14 protein-coding genes and 1 riboswitch are annotated in these 16,497 nt (G+C 45.8%); all 14 genes read right to left on the bottom strand.

Annotation, left to right across the window (positions count from 1 at the left end):
• Nucleotides 1-30: 30 nt before the first annotated feature.
• Complete coding sequence (locus ACMX2I_RS07190; protein ID WP_414956570.1) at nucleotides 31-1,260, bottom strand: aspartate kinase; 1,230 nt, start codon at nucleotides 1,258-1,260, stop codon at nucleotides 31-33.
• 127 nt (nucleotides 1,261-1,387) lie between these two features.
• Nucleotides 1,388-1,566, bottom strand: a riboswitch (Lysine riboswitch).
• Nucleotides 1,567-1,630: 64 nt separating this feature from the next.
• Nucleotides 1,631-3,403, bottom strand: coding sequence for an excinuclease ABC subunit UvrC (uvrC, locus tag ACMX2I_RS07185; protein WP_202326997.1), 1,773 nt, complete (start codon nucleotides 3,401-3,403; stop codon nucleotides 1,631-1,633).
• 135 nt (nucleotides 3,404-3,538) lie between these two features.
• Complete coding sequence (gene trxA / locus ACMX2I_RS07180; protein WP_087992363.1) at nucleotides 3,539-3,853, bottom strand: thioredoxin; 315 nt, start codon at nucleotides 3,851-3,853, stop codon at nucleotides 3,539-3,541.
• A 324-nt stretch (nucleotides 3,854-4,177) separates the two neighbouring features.
• Nucleotides 4,178-5,665, bottom strand: a complete 1,488-nt coding sequence (gene abfB, locus ACMX2I_RS07175; protein WP_414956569.1) for an alpha-L-arabinofuranosidase AbfB — start codon at nucleotides 5,663-5,665, stop codon at nucleotides 4,178-4,180.
• Nucleotides 5,666-5,878: 213 nt separating this feature from the next.
• Nucleotides 5,879-6,856, bottom strand: coding sequence for an electron transfer flavoprotein subunit alpha (etfA, locus tag ACMX2I_RS07170; RefSeq protein WP_087992365.1), 978 nt, complete (start codon nucleotides 6,854-6,856; stop codon nucleotides 5,879-5,881).
• 35 nt (nucleotides 6,857-6,891) lie between these two features.
• On the bottom strand, nucleotides 6,892-7,665 hold the full coding sequence (gene etfB, locus ACMX2I_RS07165) for an electron transfer flavoprotein subunit beta (RefSeq protein WP_148962274.1): 774 nt from the start codon (nucleotides 7,663-7,665) through the stop codon (nucleotides 6,892-6,894).
• Between the two features lie 14 nt (nucleotides 7,666-7,679).
• Nucleotides 7,680-8,456, bottom strand: coding sequence for an enoyl-CoA hydratase (locus tag ACMX2I_RS07160; RefSeq protein WP_394715787.1), 777 nt, complete (start codon nucleotides 8,454-8,456; stop codon nucleotides 7,680-7,682).
• A 14-nt stretch (nucleotides 8,457-8,470) separates the two neighbouring features.
• Nucleotides 8,471-9,055, bottom strand: a complete 585-nt coding sequence (gene fadR, locus ACMX2I_RS07155; RefSeq protein ID WP_087992368.1) for a fatty acid metabolism transcriptional regulator FadR — start codon at nucleotides 9,053-9,055, stop codon at nucleotides 8,471-8,473.
• Between the two features lie 110 nt (nucleotides 9,056-9,165).
• Nucleotides 9,166-10,854, bottom strand: coding sequence for a long-chain-fatty-acid--CoA ligase LcfA (gene lcfA / locus ACMX2I_RS07150; protein ID WP_414956568.1), 1,689 nt, complete (start codon nucleotides 10,852-10,854; stop codon nucleotides 9,166-9,168).
• Between the two features lie 188 nt (nucleotides 10,855-11,042).
• The gene (locus ACMX2I_RS07145; RefSeq protein ID WP_003222485.1) at nucleotides 11,043-11,447 is read right to left on the bottom strand and encodes a DUF350 domain-containing protein; all 405 of its coding nucleotides are present in this window, start codon (nucleotides 11,445-11,447) and stop codon (nucleotides 11,043-11,045) included.
• A 14-nt stretch (nucleotides 11,448-11,461) separates the two neighbouring features.
• On the bottom strand, nucleotides 11,462-13,819 hold the full coding sequence (locus tag ACMX2I_RS07140) for an endonuclease MutS2 (protein WP_414956567.1): 2,358 nt from the start codon (nucleotides 13,817-13,819) through the stop codon (nucleotides 11,462-11,464).
• Nucleotides 13,820-13,839: 20 nt separating this feature from the next.
• A complete protein-coding gene (gene polX / locus ACMX2I_RS07135) occupies nucleotides 13,840-15,552 on the bottom strand; it encodes a DNA polymerase/3'-5' exonuclease PolX (protein ID WP_414956566.1) in 1,713 nt (570 codons plus the stop codon).
• A 72-nt stretch (nucleotides 15,553-15,624) separates the two neighbouring features.
• Entirely contained in the window at nucleotides 15,625-16,158 is a 534-nt protein-coding gene (locus ACMX2I_RS07130) for a CvpA family protein (protein WP_087992373.1), read from the bottom strand.
• 6 nt (nucleotides 16,159-16,164) lie between these two features.
• Nucleotides 16,165-16,422, bottom strand: a complete 258-nt coding sequence (gene zapA / locus ACMX2I_RS07125) for a cell division protein ZapA (protein WP_087992374.1) — start codon at nucleotides 16,420-16,422, stop codon at nucleotides 16,165-16,167.
• Nucleotides 16,423-16,497: the final 75 nt, after the last annotated feature.

Below are 16,497 nucleotides of genomic sequence, written 5' to 3'. Positions count from 1 at the left end.
GCGGTGACTGCATAGTCCCGCCTTTTTTGATTACACAGCTGAAGGGTGTTTTGAAAGCTCAAATGCATCGTGCAGCGCTTCGACCGCTTTCACCATGTCATTTTCGCTTACGACTGTTGACACTTTGATTTCAGATGTGCTAACCATCTTGATTAAAATGTTTTTTTCCGCCAGTACAGCAAACATTTCAGCCGCTACACCAGGATTTGATACCATACCTGATCCGACAATGGATACTTTAGCCAGCTTGCTTTCTGTCTCGATTTTCTCAAATTCCAGCGCGCCTTTGTACTCTTCAAGCACCTCAACAGTCTGGTCCGCGTCTTCAGATTTAACAGAGAAGGAAATCCCGGCATCATGGTCTCCCGCCTGCGTTTGGATAATGATATCCACGTTAATATTTCTTTTGGCAAGCGTTGTAAAAATGGTAGACAAAGTGGTTAGGCCGCTTGTCAGCCCGTAGATTGTTACCCTTGTGATTTGATCTTCGAACGCAATGCCTCTGACAATTAAATTCTGCTCCATGGATGATTCCTCCTCAATTAATGTCCCCGCTTCTGTTTCTGTACTTGAACGCACTTCTAACGGCAATTGGTAATTTTTCGCGAATTCAACAGCTCTCGGATGAAGAACGCCGGCGCCTAAATTGGCAAGCTCAAGCATTTCATCGTATGAGATTCCGGCAAGCTTTCTCGCTGATTTCACATACCGCGGATCGGTTGTAAACACGCCGGGCACGTCGGTGTATATGTCACATTTATCCGCTTTTAATGCGGCAGCCAAAGCGACCGCTGTTGTGTCTGAACCGCCCCGGCCCAATGTCGTGATTTCACAATCCTCCGTCGTGCCTTGGAATCCCGCGACAATCACAACCTTTCCTTGCTCAAGCTGGTCTGCTAAAACTGTAGTGTCGATATCTGTAATTCTGGCGTTTCCGTGTACGGATTCCGTGCGGATTCCCGCCTGCCAGCCAGTATAGGACACCGCGTCATAGCCTTTTTCCTGCAGCGCCATTGAAAGCAGGGAAATCGTGACCTGTTCGCCTGTCGCCAGCAGCATATCCATTTCGCGTTTGCTCGGCTGATCGGTGATGTCTTTTGCAAGGCTGACCAATGCGTCAGTCGATTTCCCCATAGCTGAAACGACTACGACGACTTGATGGCCTTTCTGTTTTTCCGCGATGACGCGGTTTGCCGCATTATTAATTTTTTCGACTGAGCCGACGGAAGTACCTCCGAATTTTTGTACGATTAGACCCATGAATGACCACCCTTTACATTTTGGTTCGTGCGGGTGAGGAGAAAGAGCGCTTTGTCCATAATAAAAAAAGCAATGAGAGGAATTTGCTCTCATTGCTTATCAATTAATCATCATGAATGATTATGAACAACGAGATAGCCCTCCAAGAAAATGATTTCTTGACAGCCTTACATTTATTCAATGCACGGCCAGCAAATAACACCGATGGGATTTTATTTGCTTCGGCGACCTCCCCTTTCAGCCTTTTTCACGGAATCCATCTTTCTCCAAAGGCTTACTCTTGAAGTTCGCACCTCTATCTTCACCATATAACACGATCTAACTATGAAATTAGTTCACATTTTATCAGATCTTTTTTAAAAGGACAACATTATTTTTGCAATTTGTCGTAAAGGAGCTGAGCCGCCGCTGCGGGAACACCCGCTTTTTTGAGGTCCTCAAGACTTGCTTCCTTCATTTTTTTAACAGAACCGAAATGCTTTAACAGCATTTTCTTTCTTTTCTCTCCGATACCCGGGATGTCGTCCAATACGGATTGAAACGCGCTTTTACCGCGGATTTGCCTGTGAAAGCTGATCGCGAACCGGTGCACCTCGTCCTGGATGCGCTGCAGAAGATAAAATTCCTGGCTGTTTCGTTCCAGATACACCGCCTCCAGCGGATCCCCGATGAGTAAATTTGAGGTTCTGTGTTTTTCGTCTTTCGCTAAACCGGCGATGGGAATATCCAGACCGAGTTCATTTTCAATGACATCCCTTGCAGCGTTGATCTGCCCTTTTCCTCCGTCAATGATGATCAGATCAGGCAGCGGCAGGTTTTCACGAAGCACTCTTGAATAACGCCTTCTGACGACCTCTCTCATTGAGCCGTAATCATCAGGGCCTGTAACGGTTTTGATTTTATATTTGCGGTATTCCCTTTTGTTCGGTTTGCCGTCGATAAACACGATCATCGCGGAAACCGGGTTTGTCCCCTGTATGTTTGAGTTATCAAACGCTTCGATTCTGTGAGGCGTATAAATATTCAAGGCTTCACCGAGTTTCTGCACAGCCCCGATTGAGCGCTCCTCATCCCGTTCGATTAAGGAGAATTTTTCTTTCAGCGCGATTTTCGCATTTTTATGGGCCAGCATGAGCAGTTCTTTTTTCGGGCCTTTTTTCGGCTGGTGGACGTTTGTTTCCAGCAGCTGCTCAATCATGGATTGATCTACGCTGTCCGGAACTAAAATTTCCTTTGGAAGGAAGTGGTTGTTTTTTGAATAGAACTGCCCGATGAACGTAAGGAACTCTTCATCAGCTTCCTGATAGAGCGGGAACATGCTGACATCGCGTTCAATGAGCTTTCCTTGCCGGATGAAAAAGACCTGTACGCACATCCAGCCCTTATCGTATGCGTAAGCGAATACGTCACGGTCGACTAAATCGTTCATCGTCATTTTTTGTTTTTCCATCGTTGAGTCAATATGGGCCATTTGGTCGCGAAGCTCTTTTGCCCTTTCAAACTCAAGATTCTCCGCAGCCTCATGCATTTTCTCTTCAAGCTCTTTTTTGACATCATTATAGCCGCCCTTTAAGAATCGAGTGATGCTCTCAACCAGCTCTCTGTTCGTCTCTTCGGAAATATCCTTTACGCAAGGAGCGAGACATTGGCCCAGATGATAGTAAAGGCACACTCTGTCCGGCAGTTTGGAGCATTTTCTGAGAGGATACAGACGGTCGAGCAGTTTTTTTGTTTCCCTTGCTGCTTGCACATTCGGGTACGGTCCGAAATAGCGCCCTTTGTCTTTTTTGACATTGCGGGTGACAACCAGCCTTGGATGGCGTTCATGGGTGAGTTTTATAAAAGGGTAGGTTTTATCGTCTTTCAGCATGACATTGTATTTCGGATCATGCTTTTTGATCAAATTCATTTCTAAAATAAGCGCTTCGAGATTAGAGGACGTCACGATATATTCAAAATCCTCGATTTCCGTCACAAGCCTTTGTGTTTTCGCATCGTGAGAACCGGTGAAGTAGGAGCGCACTCTGTTTTTCAGCACTTTCGCTTTTCCTACGTAGATCACAGTCTGCTGTCGGTCCTTCATCAGATAACATCCGGGCTGATCAGGAAGGAGGGCGAGTTTTTCTTTCAGTTGTTTGTTCATATGTTACCCTTCCTTATATTTAGTCCTTTGTTTCCAGTTTAACACGAACGTTTGTTTTTCTCTATGGTTCACAATTGGCGAATAAAAAAAGCGATCCCTCAATCGGAATCGCTCTGGCATGTAAGCAGCCGTAAATTAAAGATGTTTGTTCACAAGCTCTTGAAGCGCTTCTTTCGGTTTGAAGCCGACAGAAGTTTCAACAACTTCTCCGTCTTTTAACACAAGAAGTGTCGGGATGCTCATAACGCCGTATTTTCCGGCTGTTTCTTGGTTTTCATCCACATCGATTTTTACGATTTTCAGTTTGTCTCCCATTTCTTGATCCAGTTCTTCAAGAACAGGCGCAATCATTTTACAAGGTCCGCACCAAGGAGCCCAGAAGTCAGCCAGTACGACGCCTTCGCTTGTTTCAGCTGGGAAAGATTGATCAGTTGCTTTTACGATAGCCATTATTGAATTCCTCCAATTGTGAATGATGATTTTTAGTATAGCATCTCCCATTCGTTCACGCTATTTTAATGCTTACAAATTATTTTTTCCTGATCACAATCGGTTTACTCATTTTTATCTGGATTGAATGGGATATGTCACTTTTATTAAAACACGAATCTGATAATTGCCCCGATCACTACAATAGCCCCGATGATCATTAGAATTGTACGAAGCATAAGCTAACATCTCCTCTTCACTGTCATGTACTTTACCATGCCCTCCCGGAGCTGTTTTAAAACCTGAAAAAGAGCGCCGGCATGAAGCTCCGGCGCTCTTGCGCGATTAAGAATCCGCACGCAGCGTGAGTAAGACGACCGACATGGGCGGCAGTTTTACTTTCAGTTTGTTTTTGTTGAGGGTATATCGGCTGAAAGATTTCGGTTTGACGTGATGAGGATCGTCAAACGTGTTATGCGCATTCATTTTTTCTGCCGTGAGAATGACTCCGGAATGGTCCGCAGCCTTGTTAAGACCTCTCAGCTCAATTTCGGCCTCCGCTTTGTTTTGATGGTCGATGTTGCAAATCGTGATATTGATATCACCTTCCGCATGTTTCGATGCTGAAATACTGATTTGCGGCAGCGTTTCCCCCTTCCATTCATAGTCAGCAGAGATTGTTTCAGTGTCTAAAAGAGAAGCATTCTGGTGTACCTTGAACATATCAAATACATGGTACGTCGGTGTCAAAAGCATCCGCTCTCCCTCAGTCAAAATCATCGCTTGAAGAACGTTTACCGTTTGGGCGATGTTGGTCATTTGCACCCTGCGGCAATGCTGATGGAAAATGTGGAAATGAGAAGCCGCGACCAGTGCATCACGAATGGTGTTTTGCTGATAAAGGAATCCAGGGTTCGTGCCTGGCTCAGGATCAAACCACGTGCCCCATTCGTCAATAATCAGCCCGACCCGCTGCTCCGGGTCGTACCGGTCCATAATTGTACCGTGTTTTTGAATCAATTCATCGATGTATTTGGCTTTTTTCATCGTAATGAACCATTCATCCTCCGTGAATTCTGTCGCTGATCCTTTGCCCTTCCAGAAATCACCTGGAATCGTGTAATAATGAAGGCTCAATCCGTCCATCAGGCCGGCGGCTTTTTTCATGAGCACGTCCGTCCAATTAAAGTCATCTACATTTGCACCGCCTGCAATTTTATAGATTTCATTGCCGCTGTAATTGCGGACATAGGTTTGAAAACGCCGGTACAGATCAGCATAGTATTCAGGGTGCATGTTTCCGCCGCAACCCCAGTTTTCATTGCCCACACCGAAATATTTCAGCTTCCAGGGCTCCTCTCTTCCATTTTGTATTCTCCAGTCTGACATCGGCGTGCCTGCATCAAACGTCATATACTCGATCCATTCCGCCATTTCCTGAACGGTTCCGCTTCCGACATTGCCGCAAATATAAGGCTCGCATTCAAGCAGCTCGCAAAGCATCATAAATTCATGCGTTCCGAATTCATTTGATTCAACTGTTCCGCCCCAGTGCGTGTTAAGCATCGTCTTTCGGTCACCGACACCGTTTGCCCAATGGTATTCGTCCGCAAAACACCCGCCCGGCCATCTGAGGATGGGAATATGAAGCTGCTTGAGCGCTTCCAGCACATCCTTTCGTATTCCGTTTATATTGGGAATGCTTGAGTCCGATCCGACCCAAATCCCCTCATAAATCCCTCTTCCTAAATGCTCCGCAAAATGACCGTATATATTTTTGTTAATGGTTCCTTTTACAATATCTGTCTGGATCACTACTTGATGTTTAGACATGCCTGATCATTCCTTTCATACGAATATGAAAAGCACCACAGTCAAATATGTGATCTGTCTTTTGCCTGAGGAGTCAGCATGAATGTAAGCGCTTTTAAAGTAACCATATTATATATGTTCGTACATGTCAACACTGTTTTTCATTATATATTTATTTGTACGTACGTATTTAAACATATAAAAACCCCGAACTTCAGCAGTCCGGGGTTTCCTTTACGAGTGAATATTTAATTGTTTGAATTCCTCAGTTAATAATGGAACCACTTCAAATAAATCGCCTATGATGCCATAATCCGCTATTTTAAAAATATCGGCTTCAGGATCTTTATTGATGGCGACAATGACCTTGCTGTTTGACATGCCGGCTAAATGCTGGATGGCGCCGGAAATGCCGCAGGCGATGTACAAATCCGGGGTGACGACTTTCCCGGTCTGTCCGATCTGGAGAGCGTAATCGCAATAGTCAGCGTCGCACGCTCCGCGAGAAGCTCCGACTGCGGCTCCCAGCACCTCGGCAAGCTCCTGCAGCGGCTGAAATCCTTCCTTGCTTTTGACTCCGCGGCCGCCCGCAACGATAATTTTGGCTTCGGAGAGATCAACGCCGTCCGCTGTTTTTTTCACGATCTCTTGGATAACGGTGCGGAGGTCAGTAAGAGAAACATCAACGCTTTCGATACTCCCCGACCTGCCGGCGTCTATTTCTGAAGCTTGAATGTTATTGGGACGAATCGTTGCAAAAATCATGGGATCGGTTGAAATCACACGTTCAAATGCTTTTCCCGAGTAAATCGGCCTTGTGAATACGACATTTTCTCCGGTAACGCTTACATCTGTAGCATCAGAAATTAAGCTTGTTTGCAGCCGGGCCGCAAGCTTTGGTGAGAGGTCCTTGCCCATTGCCGTGTGCCCGCATATGACCGAATCGGGCTTTTCTTGGTCAATAATGACCCTCATGACCTGGCTGTATCCGTCTGCCGTATAGGCTTTCAACTTCGGATCCTCGGCTGTGAGAACTTTATCCGCTCCGTAATGGATAAGCTCCTGTGCAATGTTTTGTACATTTTCTCCGATGAGAACACCGATGACTTCTCCATCGCCTGAAATGGTTCTTCCTGCAGCTAATGCTTCAAAGGTGACATTCCGCAATTCTCCATCGCGAATTTCTCCGAGTACGATCACTTTTTTTCCCATTCTAACATCCCCCTGTTTCTTTGAATGTCTAAGCTTTAAATGACTTTAGCTTCGCTGCGGAGCAATGAGACGAGCTCTTTTGCCTGTTCGGCAGGATCACCTTGGAGAAGCTTCCCGGCTTCTTTTTTCGGCGGCAGAAAACGTTCAATGGTTTTCATTTTTGGTTCGGCATCCTCTTCGTCAAGATCAAGATCATCAAGCTCTAGCTCTTCAAGTGGTTTTTTCTTGGCCTTCATGATTCCCGGAAGCGATGGGTAACGCGGTTCGTTTAAACCCTGCTGAGCTGTGACAAGCAATGGAAGTGTGGTTTTGATTTTCTCAACATCCCCTTCGACGTCCCTTTCTGCTTCTGCATCAGTGCCATTGATTTCGAGTTTGGTGATCGTAGTGATGCACGGAATATCCAGCAGCTCGGCAAGCCGAGGCGCGACTTGTCCTGATCCTCCGTCAATGGCAACATTTCCGCCGAGAATTAAATCAAACTCTTGATCCTTCATATAGTGGTATAAAACTTGAGAAATGGAATATTGGTCGGGTTCTTCGAGATCATCTTCTATGTTGATTAAAACGGCTTGGTCACATCCCATGGCAAGCGCCGTACGCAATTCCTTTTCCGCTTCTTCACCGCCGACAGTGACGGCGGTGATCGTGCCGCCGTGCTTTTCCTTCAGCTGGATGGCTTCTTCTATCGCGTACTCGTCGTATGGATTAATGATCCATTCCGCTCCGTCATCCTGAATCTTTCCTGCTTCAATGACGATTTTTTCTTCTGTGTCAAACGTCCGTTTCATCAGTACAAATAGATTCATGATCATATCCCCTTTTATTCGCCTTTGAACTGAGGCTTTCTTTTTTCGAGAAATGCCTGGATGCCTTCTTTGGCGTCCTCTGACTCAAATGCTTCTCCAAACCGCTTTGCTTCAAGCTTTAAGCTGCCATCATAGGAATACACCTTGTTTGAATAAAGAAGCTCAAGCAGTGATGCCAGCGTTTGCGGGCTTTTTTGCGCAAACTTAGCGGCAAGCGCATTTGCTTTTTCAAGCACTTCCGCTTCATCCTTTGCTCCAATTGAAACAAGTCCGAGATCAAGCGCTTCTTTTCCGGATATCGGTTCTCCTGATCCAATGAGCTCTAATGCTTTGGCTATACCTATATATCTCGGAAGACGCTGTGTTCCCGCAAAACCCGGAATGATACCGAGGTTAAGTTCCGGGAGCCCCAGCTTGGCATCTTCTGCGGCGATTCTGATATGACACGCCATCGCAAGCTCAAGACCGCCGCCAAGTGCCGCACCGTGAATCGCTGCGATAATCGGTTTAGAGAAGCCTTCAATTCTTTCCATCAGCTGCTGGCCGCGCTCAGCCAGCTGTGAGGAATCCTCATTGCCTTTTAGCGATGTAAATTCTTTAATATCAGCGCCCGCTGAGAAAAATCTTCCCTCACCGTGAATGATAATGCTTCGTACGCCTGCATCTGTCTCACACTGATCTAGACAGGAGGAGAGCTCTTCTAAAATCCGGCTGGAAAGCGCATTTGCCGGCGGATTGTGAATCGTCAAAACTGCCACAAATTGATCAACTGCCAGTGATATTGCATTCATAGGACAGAACTCCTTTACTTATTGTGAATTCCGGACACCAACAATTCTAAAACGCTGTCTGATAAGGCAGCTATATCGTACTTTTGGTCATTCATAACCCAAGTTGTCACGGTTTCGTCAATCGTTCCAAAAATCATCTGCCGGGCGAGGCGGACATCGAGGCCGTTTTTTAATTCGCCTGATTGTATGCCTTCCGTCAAAATGCCCTCTAAAATAGTTAAGTAGCCCTTTAATATTTCATTGATCTTCTGGCGCAGCTCCAAGTTGGACTGGCGGAGCTCAAGCTGAGTGACAATCGCGAGATTATGGTCATCCGCCAAAAGGGAAAAATGCTTTGAAATCACAAGCGCTAATTTCTCTTTGGCTGTCTCCTTGTCTTTTATGTCCTCTTCCATCCGCTCAATAAATTGGCCCATTTTTTCTTTAAAAAGAGAAATTAAAATGTCTTCTTTGTTTTTGAAATAGAGATAGATGGTGCCGTCCGCTACTCCGGCTTGTTTGGCGATTTTGGATACCTGTGACTGGTGGTAGCCGTTTTCCGCAATGACTTCTACTGCTGCATCAATAATCTGCATATACTTTGGCCGTTTTTGCTTCAAAGTTCATCGTTCCTTCCTATTGAAATGAATGACTATTCATTCATAATTTCATGATAAGGAGGATTTTCGACTTTGTCAAGTTTATTCATAGGTGTTCTCTTTTTCTTATGTCATGAGTTATTGATATGATGATTTTCGGCATCTTCTTCAAGTAAACGCCTTCTTAAAATTTTTCCTACCGCCGTTTTCGGCAGCTCTTTTCTGAATTCATAGGCCTTCGGCACCTTGTAGGGAGCGAGGCGGGATCTGGCAAAAGCGTCCAGTTCTTCTGCATCGGCTTTTGCGTCTTTCTTCAACACGACAAATGCTTTTACTGTTTCCCCTCTGTAGGAATCCGGCACACCTGCAACGACAATTTCCCGGACGGCTTCATGTTCATAAAGCGCTTCTTCTACTTCACGCGGGTAAATATTATAGCCGCCGGCGATGATGATGTCCTTCTTCCTGTCGGCAATATAGAAAAAGCCCTCTTCATCCATATAGCCCATGTCTCCGGTGAACAGCCATCCATCTCTCAGTACAGCGGCGGTTTCCTCCGGTTTGTTCCAATATCCTTTCATGACCTGCGGACCTTTTACAATGATTTCTCCATGCTCATACGGAGCGGCAAGCTCACCCGTCTCTTCAGAATAGATCGCGGCGTCCGTACTCGGCCAAGGACAGCCGATACTGCCCGGCTTGTTCTTCCCCCAGATAAAATTGGCATGCGTCACAGGGGATGCCTCAGACAAACCATAGCCTTCCACAAGCTTTCCCTCAGTCACCTTTTCAAATTTCTGCTTTACCTCAACAGGGAGTGCGGCTGATCCGCTAAGACAGCTTTTAATGGATGACAGATCATATTGCTGTAATTCGGGGTGATGCAAAAGGCCAATGTAAATCGTCGGTGCGCCTGGAAAGAGCGTCGGTTTTTGTTTGTCGATGATTTTAAGCGTTTCGAGCGGGTCGAACTTAGGAAGAAGAATCATTTCGAAGCCTTGCTTCATCGAATAATTCATCACTGCCGTCAGTCCGTAAACGTGAAAAAACGGTACGATGGCAAGCACTTTTTCAGCACCTTCCTTTACATCGTACATCCAAGCCGCGCACATTTCGGTATTGGCCAAGATATTCCGGTGCGTGAGCATGACCCCTTTTGGAGCCCCCGTTGTTCCTCCGGTATACTGGAGAACAGCGATATCATGCTCAGGCTCGATCTTTGGGATTGTCAGGAGCTCCATTTTTTCCTGTTTCACGCTGGAGGCGAACGTGTGAATGTGATCTTTTTTGTCAAAATCAATTTGTACTTTTTGTTTTTGCGTCAGTGGATAAAGAATATTTTTCGGAAAAGGCAAATAGTCTTTTATGCTGGTTACTAAAATCTGATCCACTATTGATAACGTTTTCATTTTTATCGCCTTCGGAAAAAGCAAATCTAAGGTGATGATCACGCTTGCCTTAGCATCTCTCAGCTGGTATTCAAGCTCGCGCTCGGTATAGAGCGGATTCGTCTGGACCACGATACCGCCGGCAAACAAGACGCCATAATAAGAAATGACTGATTGCGGGCAATTGGGCAGCATGACAGCCACTCTGTCTCCTTTTTGCAGGCCATTGGACTGTAAAAAAGCTGCGAGTTTAAGCGCATCCGTCAGAATGTCATGAAAGGTGAGTTTTTTTCCATAAAAAGATACGGCGGTTTTGTCAGGGAATCGTGCGGCGGAGTCTGTCAGGATGGATTGCAGGGTTTGGTTCGGTAACGGAAGCTCATGCGGGATATTGTCAGGATACTCGGCAAGCCACGGCTTTTGAGACTGCATAAAACCTCCCCTTTCGGTTTTAGAGTTCCACCCTATCATTATAGCAGATGGACGGCAAAAAAAAGAAAAAGAAAGGTAAATCTTTCTTTTTCTCATGATACGAACAGATATATAAGACCGATTAACAAAAAGATTCCCGCCGCGGCGAGCAGTACCTTTGCAAGCTTTTCCATCGATTCTCCGTCCCCTTATATTCCGGCTGCCACCACAAATGAAAGCCCGACAGAAATGACAAATGAAATAAAACCGACAGCCCGGTTATCATTTTCAATTTCTTTATCAATTTTAAACCGCGGAGTCAAAAACTCAAAAATAAAGTAGCTGAGCAGAAGCATAACAAACCCGTACACGCCCCAGCCGATCATTTGCAGCAGAGAATTGTGCTGGGAGATGGAATGCTGAAATACGTTTGCGATCCCCAAAATTTTTCCGCCGGTCGCCATTGCCACCGCAAGATTTCCTTTTTGAATTTCTTCCCAGTTTTTATAAGCCGTCACCAGTTCAAACACAGTCAAAAAGAGGACGAGGCAGAGAACCGCGACACTGTAATACGCCGCGATTTCCACAAGCTCGTTTTCCCAAAAATCACTCATGGCCATACTCCCTTTTATTTTAGTTCAACAACCGTAACGCCTGATCCTCCCTCACCTGCTTCACCGAAACGGGAGCTTTTGACGCTGCGGTGGTTTTTCAGAAGATCCTGCACGCCTTTTCTCAAAGCGCCGGTTCCTTTTCCGTGGATAATTGACACTCTTGGATATCCGGCTAACACTGCATCATCCAAGTATTTTTCAACACGGCTAAGGGCATTTTCATAGCGTTCACCCCGAAGATCAAGTTCAAGCGATACGTGGTAATCCTTCCCCTTGACCGCCGTAATGATTTTTTCTATTTTTGGTTCCGGAGCTGATTTGATAAACTCCAAATCTTTTTCTTTTACTTTCATTTTTAATATGCCGATTTGAACATTCCATTCATTGCCGCCGGTTTTTTCGAGCAGTGTTCCTTTTTGCCCGAAGGTGAGGACTTTCACCTCATCACCAGGCTTGAAATCACGTTTTTGCGTTTTCGGTTTTTCTGGTTTTTTGGACTTTTCAAAAGTAGGAACTGCGCCTTCTAACCTTTTCTTCGCGTTGATCAGCTCGTGATCCTTGAAGGATTTGTGTTCTTCTTTGATTGAGCGCAATTCATGAATAATGTCTTCGGCTTCTTCCGTTGCAGCTTTTACTTTTTCAGCCGCTTGCTGTTCAGCCTCCTCGAGCATTTTGTCTTTTTTGCTGTTGAGCTCGATGATTTGCTGCTGGAGCTCTTTATGCAGCTTTTCTGCTTCTTTTCTGATTGATTCTGTCTCAGATAGCTCTTCTTCAGCGCGTTTTTTGCTATGTTCGAGCGACGCAATCATCGTATCGACTTCGTTATGCTCGGCTGTCATTTCTGACTTCGCCTGCCCGATAATATGAGCTGGAAGTCCAAGGCGTTTTGAAATTTCGAAGGCGTTGCTTCGTCCCGGCACACCAATTAAAAGTTTATAAGTCGGTGATAGCGTTTCGATGTCAAATTCGACGCTGGCGTTCATGACGCCTTCTCTGTTATAGCCGTACGCCTTCAATTCCGGATAATGCGTCGTGGCTAACACTCTAGCATTAGTGCGATGCACGTCATCCAGGATGCTCATGGCGAGGGCCGCCCCTTCTTGAGGGTCTGTCCCTGCGCCCAGTTCATCGAAGAGCACCAGGCTGTTTTCATTGACCTGCTCTAAAATGCCGACAATGTTCACCATATGGGATGAGAACGTACTTAAGCTTTGCTCAATCGACTGTTCATCACCGATATCAGCGAATACATTCTCAAATACCGCCGCTTCTGATCCTTCATCTGCCGGGATATGCAGACCGGATTGCGCCATCAAGGTTAATAGCCCTAACGTTTTGAGGGTTACTGTCTTACCCCCGGTGTTTGGCCCTGTAATGACAATGGTTGAAAAATCACCGCCAAGCTCGATGTCATTGGCAACAACCTGATCAGCCGGAAGTAATGGGTGGCGGGCTTTTTTCAAACGGACAAAGCCGCTGTCGTTCATGATCGGTTTTGTCGCTTTGACCGCTTTTGAGTATCTTGCTTTTGCAAAGATAAAATCAAGCGTCTGCAGCACTTGCAAATCTTGAAAGAGTTCTTCTGTATGCTCCGCCGTATGCTCTGTCAGCACGCGTAAGATCCGTTCAATTTCTTGCTTTTCTTTCACTTTCGCCTGCTGAAGCGAGTTGTTCATATCTACAATCGCCTGCGGTTCAATGAACAACGTCGCGCCTGAGGAAGAGGTGTCGTGCACGATTCCTCCGTAGCTCGATCTGTACTCTTGTTTGACCGGAATAACAAAACGGTCATTCCGGATCGTAACGATCGTATCGGACAGCATTTTTGAAGCGGAAGAGGAGCGCAGCATTGACTCTAATCGGTCTCTGATTCTCGATTCGAGTGTTCTGAGCTGTGTCCGGATTCCTCTTAATGTTTCTGACGCATGATCAAGCACTTCTCCGTGATCATCGATGCAGGAATTAATGTCCCGCTCTAAATCCGACAGCGTAATAAGCTGTTCAGCATGCTGATGAATCAGCGGGATGTCGACGCCATCTTCAGCCATTTGGCTGATAAAATGTTTCATTTGTTTAACTGCGTAAAGCAGGCCTGAGATTTCAGTGAATTCTGAGGGACTGAGTACGCTGCCGATTTCCGCCCGTCTTAACGCTCCTCTGATATCAACAAGGCCGCCAAATGGCGCCCGGCCTCTTAGCCGGATAATGGCAGAAGCTTCATCTACTTCATCCAGCTGTTTTTTGATTTCGTCTATAGAAGCAGAAGGCTTAAGCTGGAGAAGCATTTCTTTTCCGAGCGATGATGCGGCGTGCTCAATAACCTGTTCTTTCACTTTATGAAATTCAAGTGATGATAATACTTTTTGCTGCACGATTGTGTGAGCCTCCTTACTTAATCGTTGCGCTTCAGGAATGCCTCTACGTCTTCAAGCGACCGGGCATTCAGAACGTTTTTCGTTTCCGTCCATCCTTTGCGCGCGGCAGTAACGCCGATTTTCATATCGTCTAACATCTCACTATTATGGGCATCGGTATTAATCACCAATGTAACCCCTTGTTCGTTTGCTTTGATTAAATGCTCTGTGCGCAGATCGAGGCGCGCAGGGTTGGCGTTAAGCTCAAGCGCCGTATTTGTTTTCTTCGCTAGCTCAATCAGCTTGTCAATATCGATTTCGTAACCGGCCCGTCTGCCGATCAGGCGTCCGGTCGGATGTGCGATAATGTCAACATGCTTGTTGGCCAGTGCCGTCTCAAGACGTTTCATAATGACGTGTTCCGGCTGATTAAAGCTGGAATGAATCGATGCAATGACAATATCCATTTCCGCCAGTACGTCGTCATCATAATCGAGTGTACCGTCAGGCAGGATATCCATCTCGACACCCTTCAAGATCCGGAAATTCTCGAATTCCGCATTAAGCGTGTCAATTTCTTTTGCCTGCTGCTTAAGCCTTTCTGCAGTCAGTCCGTTGGCGACCTTTAAATATTGCGAGTGATCAGTGATAGCCATGTATTGATAGCCCTTTTTCATGCATGCTTCAGCCATCTCTCTGATCGAAAACGCGCCATCGCTCCACGTTGAGTGCATGTGGAGATCTCCTTTGATTTGCTCGGGCTCTATCAGTTCAATGCTGTCGCTGTAGGTTTCCACTTCTTGCCCGCTTTCACGGAGCTCCGGCGGAATCAGCGGCAGGCCGAAATGCGCATAAAATTCACGTTCACTAGGAAATGTTTTAATGGCTCCGGTTTCAACTGTCTCGACGCCGTATTCACTGATCCGCTCGCCTCGTTCTTTAGCGATCTGGCGCATCTTAATATTGTGATCTTTTGATCCCGTAAAATGATGGAGTGTTGTCGGAAACTGCTCTTCCGTCACAAGGCGGAAATCTACGCTTGTCTCATATTCAAAAGAAAGGATGACAGATACCTTCGTATCTCCGCTCGCAATGACGCTTTTGATGTTTGGCAGTGCAAGAAGCTGCTCCCTTATTTCAGCCGGATGATCTGTGGCAATAATATAATCCAGATCCTTCACCGTTTCCCGGGCTCTGCGGAGACTTCCGGCACGAGAAAATTTGATGATATCCGTAAATTGACCAAGATGCTCTTCAATATCCCGGGCAATCCGGAGGGCGTAGCCGATCGGGAACCGTTCAGGCTGTTTTCCGGCTTCTCCGAGCGCCTGTAATATTTTTTCTTCTGATTTTTTGCCAAAACCCGCAAGGCCTTGTACTTTTTGCTGTTCACAGGCTTCCTTCAGAGATTCTGCATCATGTACGCCGAGCTCCTTATACAGCTTTGCGATTTTTTTGCCGCCGAGCCCCGGCAGTTTCAATAAAGGCACGAGCCCTTCCGGCACTTCTTTCTGCAGCGATTCGAGCGTGCTTGACTTTCCCTCATCTATATACTCTTTAATGACGCTGTACGTTCCTTTTCCGATGCCGGACAGCGACATCATATCGTCCATTTCTGATAAACTGCGGTCGTCCTGTTCCAGGGCTGCCGCTGCTTTTCGGAAGGCAGATATTTTAAACGGATTGTCCCCTTTGAGTTCCATGTAGACTGCAATGGTTTCAAGCAGCCTGATAATATCTTTTTTATGCATAAAATAACCCCCAGACGTTCACATATGTTTCCATCATACTCGAAAAAAACTTCTCCGGACAAGAGAAGTTTTTTATGCCCCGTACTGTGTCCACAGCTCTTGCAGGAGCCCTGACAAATACGGTGTATGGTTAATGATCACATTTGCGAGAGACGATTGCCCCATCATTTGCTGTAAAGCATCTACCGGAAGCACGGATGCGACATACAGCAGCACAAATGTAAATAAATAGACTTCTAGAAAACCGAGAACGGCGCCCAGCACCTGGTTAATTTGTTTGATCACCGGAATGCCGGCGACAATACTCAGAAAGGACCCGAGGGTTCTCAGTAAGATTTTAGCGATGATAAATAAAACGATAAACGCAATCGCATTATAGTAGGCCGCTTCCAAATTTCCCGTAAAAAAAGAAAGTGCCGGCTGTCCTGCTGAGAAGTCGGGTGCAGGAATCCACTTTAAATGCGGCGCCACATTTTTATAGAATAAAGCCGCAAAGGCGATCGATAAAATAAAGCTCGTCAGGCGGATAAACTGCAGAATAAAACCGCGTTTTAACCCCAGTAAAGTCCCCATCAGGAGCAAGATTAAGATGATGATATCCAGCATAGTTGTTCAATCCTTTTCTTTAAGCTGACGCTCCAGTTCCTCATATTTCTCTTGTAATTTGACATAATCGTGCACCACATTTACCGCTGTCAGCACTGCAAGTTTATTTATATCAAGGTATGGATTTTGTTTATTGATTTCTCTCATTTTATCATCAACAATTCCGGCGACATACCTCATATGGGCTTTGCTTTCTTCACCGATCATCGTGAAGTGCTGGCCGTAAATGTCAACGGTTGTTTTTGTTTTTTTGCCGTCAGACAACGTTTCTCCTCCATTCCGTGAGAATCCTAGTACTTATCATAACACGTTTATTAAATGAATGGAAAGACGAGCCTC

It is taken from the genome of Bacillus sp. SW14 (assembly GCF_047608225.1).
GTDB lineage: Bacteria > Bacillota > Bacilli > Bacillales > Bacillaceae > Bacillus > Bacillus subtilis_G.
Note: the sequence above shows the minus strand (reverse complement) of the source record. Positions and strands in the feature narration are given on the sequence as shown.

Excerpts from the sequence above, each read along its gene's own strand:
- ACMX2I_RS07190 (WP_414956570.1), bottom strand. The coding sequence starts at position 1,260 with ATGGGTCTAATCGTACAAAAATTCGGAGGTACTTCCGTCGGCTCAGTC.
- uvrC (WP_202326997.1), bottom strand. The coding sequence starts at position 3,403 with ATGAACAAACAACTGAAAGAAAAACTCGCCCTCCTTCCTGATCAGCCC.
- trxA (WP_087992363.1), bottom strand. The coding sequence starts at position 3,853 with ATGGCTATCGTAAAAGCAACTGATCAATCTTTCCCAGCTGAAACAAGC.
- abfB (WP_414956569.1), bottom strand. The coding sequence starts at position 5,665 with ATGTCTAAACATCAAGTAGTGATCCAGACAGATATTGTAAAAGGAACC.
- etfA (WP_087992365.1), bottom strand. The coding sequence starts at position 6,856 with ATGGGAAAAAAAGTGATCGTACTCGGAGAAATTCGCGATGGAGAATTG.
- etfB (WP_148962274.1), bottom strand. The coding sequence starts at position 7,665 with ATGAATCTATTTGTACTGATGAAACGGACGTTTGACACAGAAGAAAAA.
- ACMX2I_RS07160 (WP_394715787.1), bottom strand. The coding sequence starts at position 8,456 with ATGAATGCAATATCACTGGCAGTTGATCAATTTGTGGCAGTTTTGACG.
- lcfA (WP_414956568.1), bottom strand. The coding sequence starts at position 10,854 with ATGCAGTCTCAAAAGCCGTGGCTTGCCGAGTATCCTGACAATATCCCG.
- ACMX2I_RS07145 (WP_003222485.1), bottom strand. The coding sequence starts at position 11,447 with ATGAGTGATTTTTGGGAAAACGAGCTTGTGGAAATCGCGGCGTATTAC.
- polX (WP_414956566.1), bottom strand. The coding sequence starts at position 15,552 with ATGCATAAAAAAGATATTATCAGGCTGCTTGAAACCATTGCAGTCTAC.
- ACMX2I_RS07130 (WP_087992373.1), bottom strand. The coding sequence starts at position 16,158 with ATGCTGGATATCATCATCTTAATCTTGCTCCTGATGGGGACTTTACTG.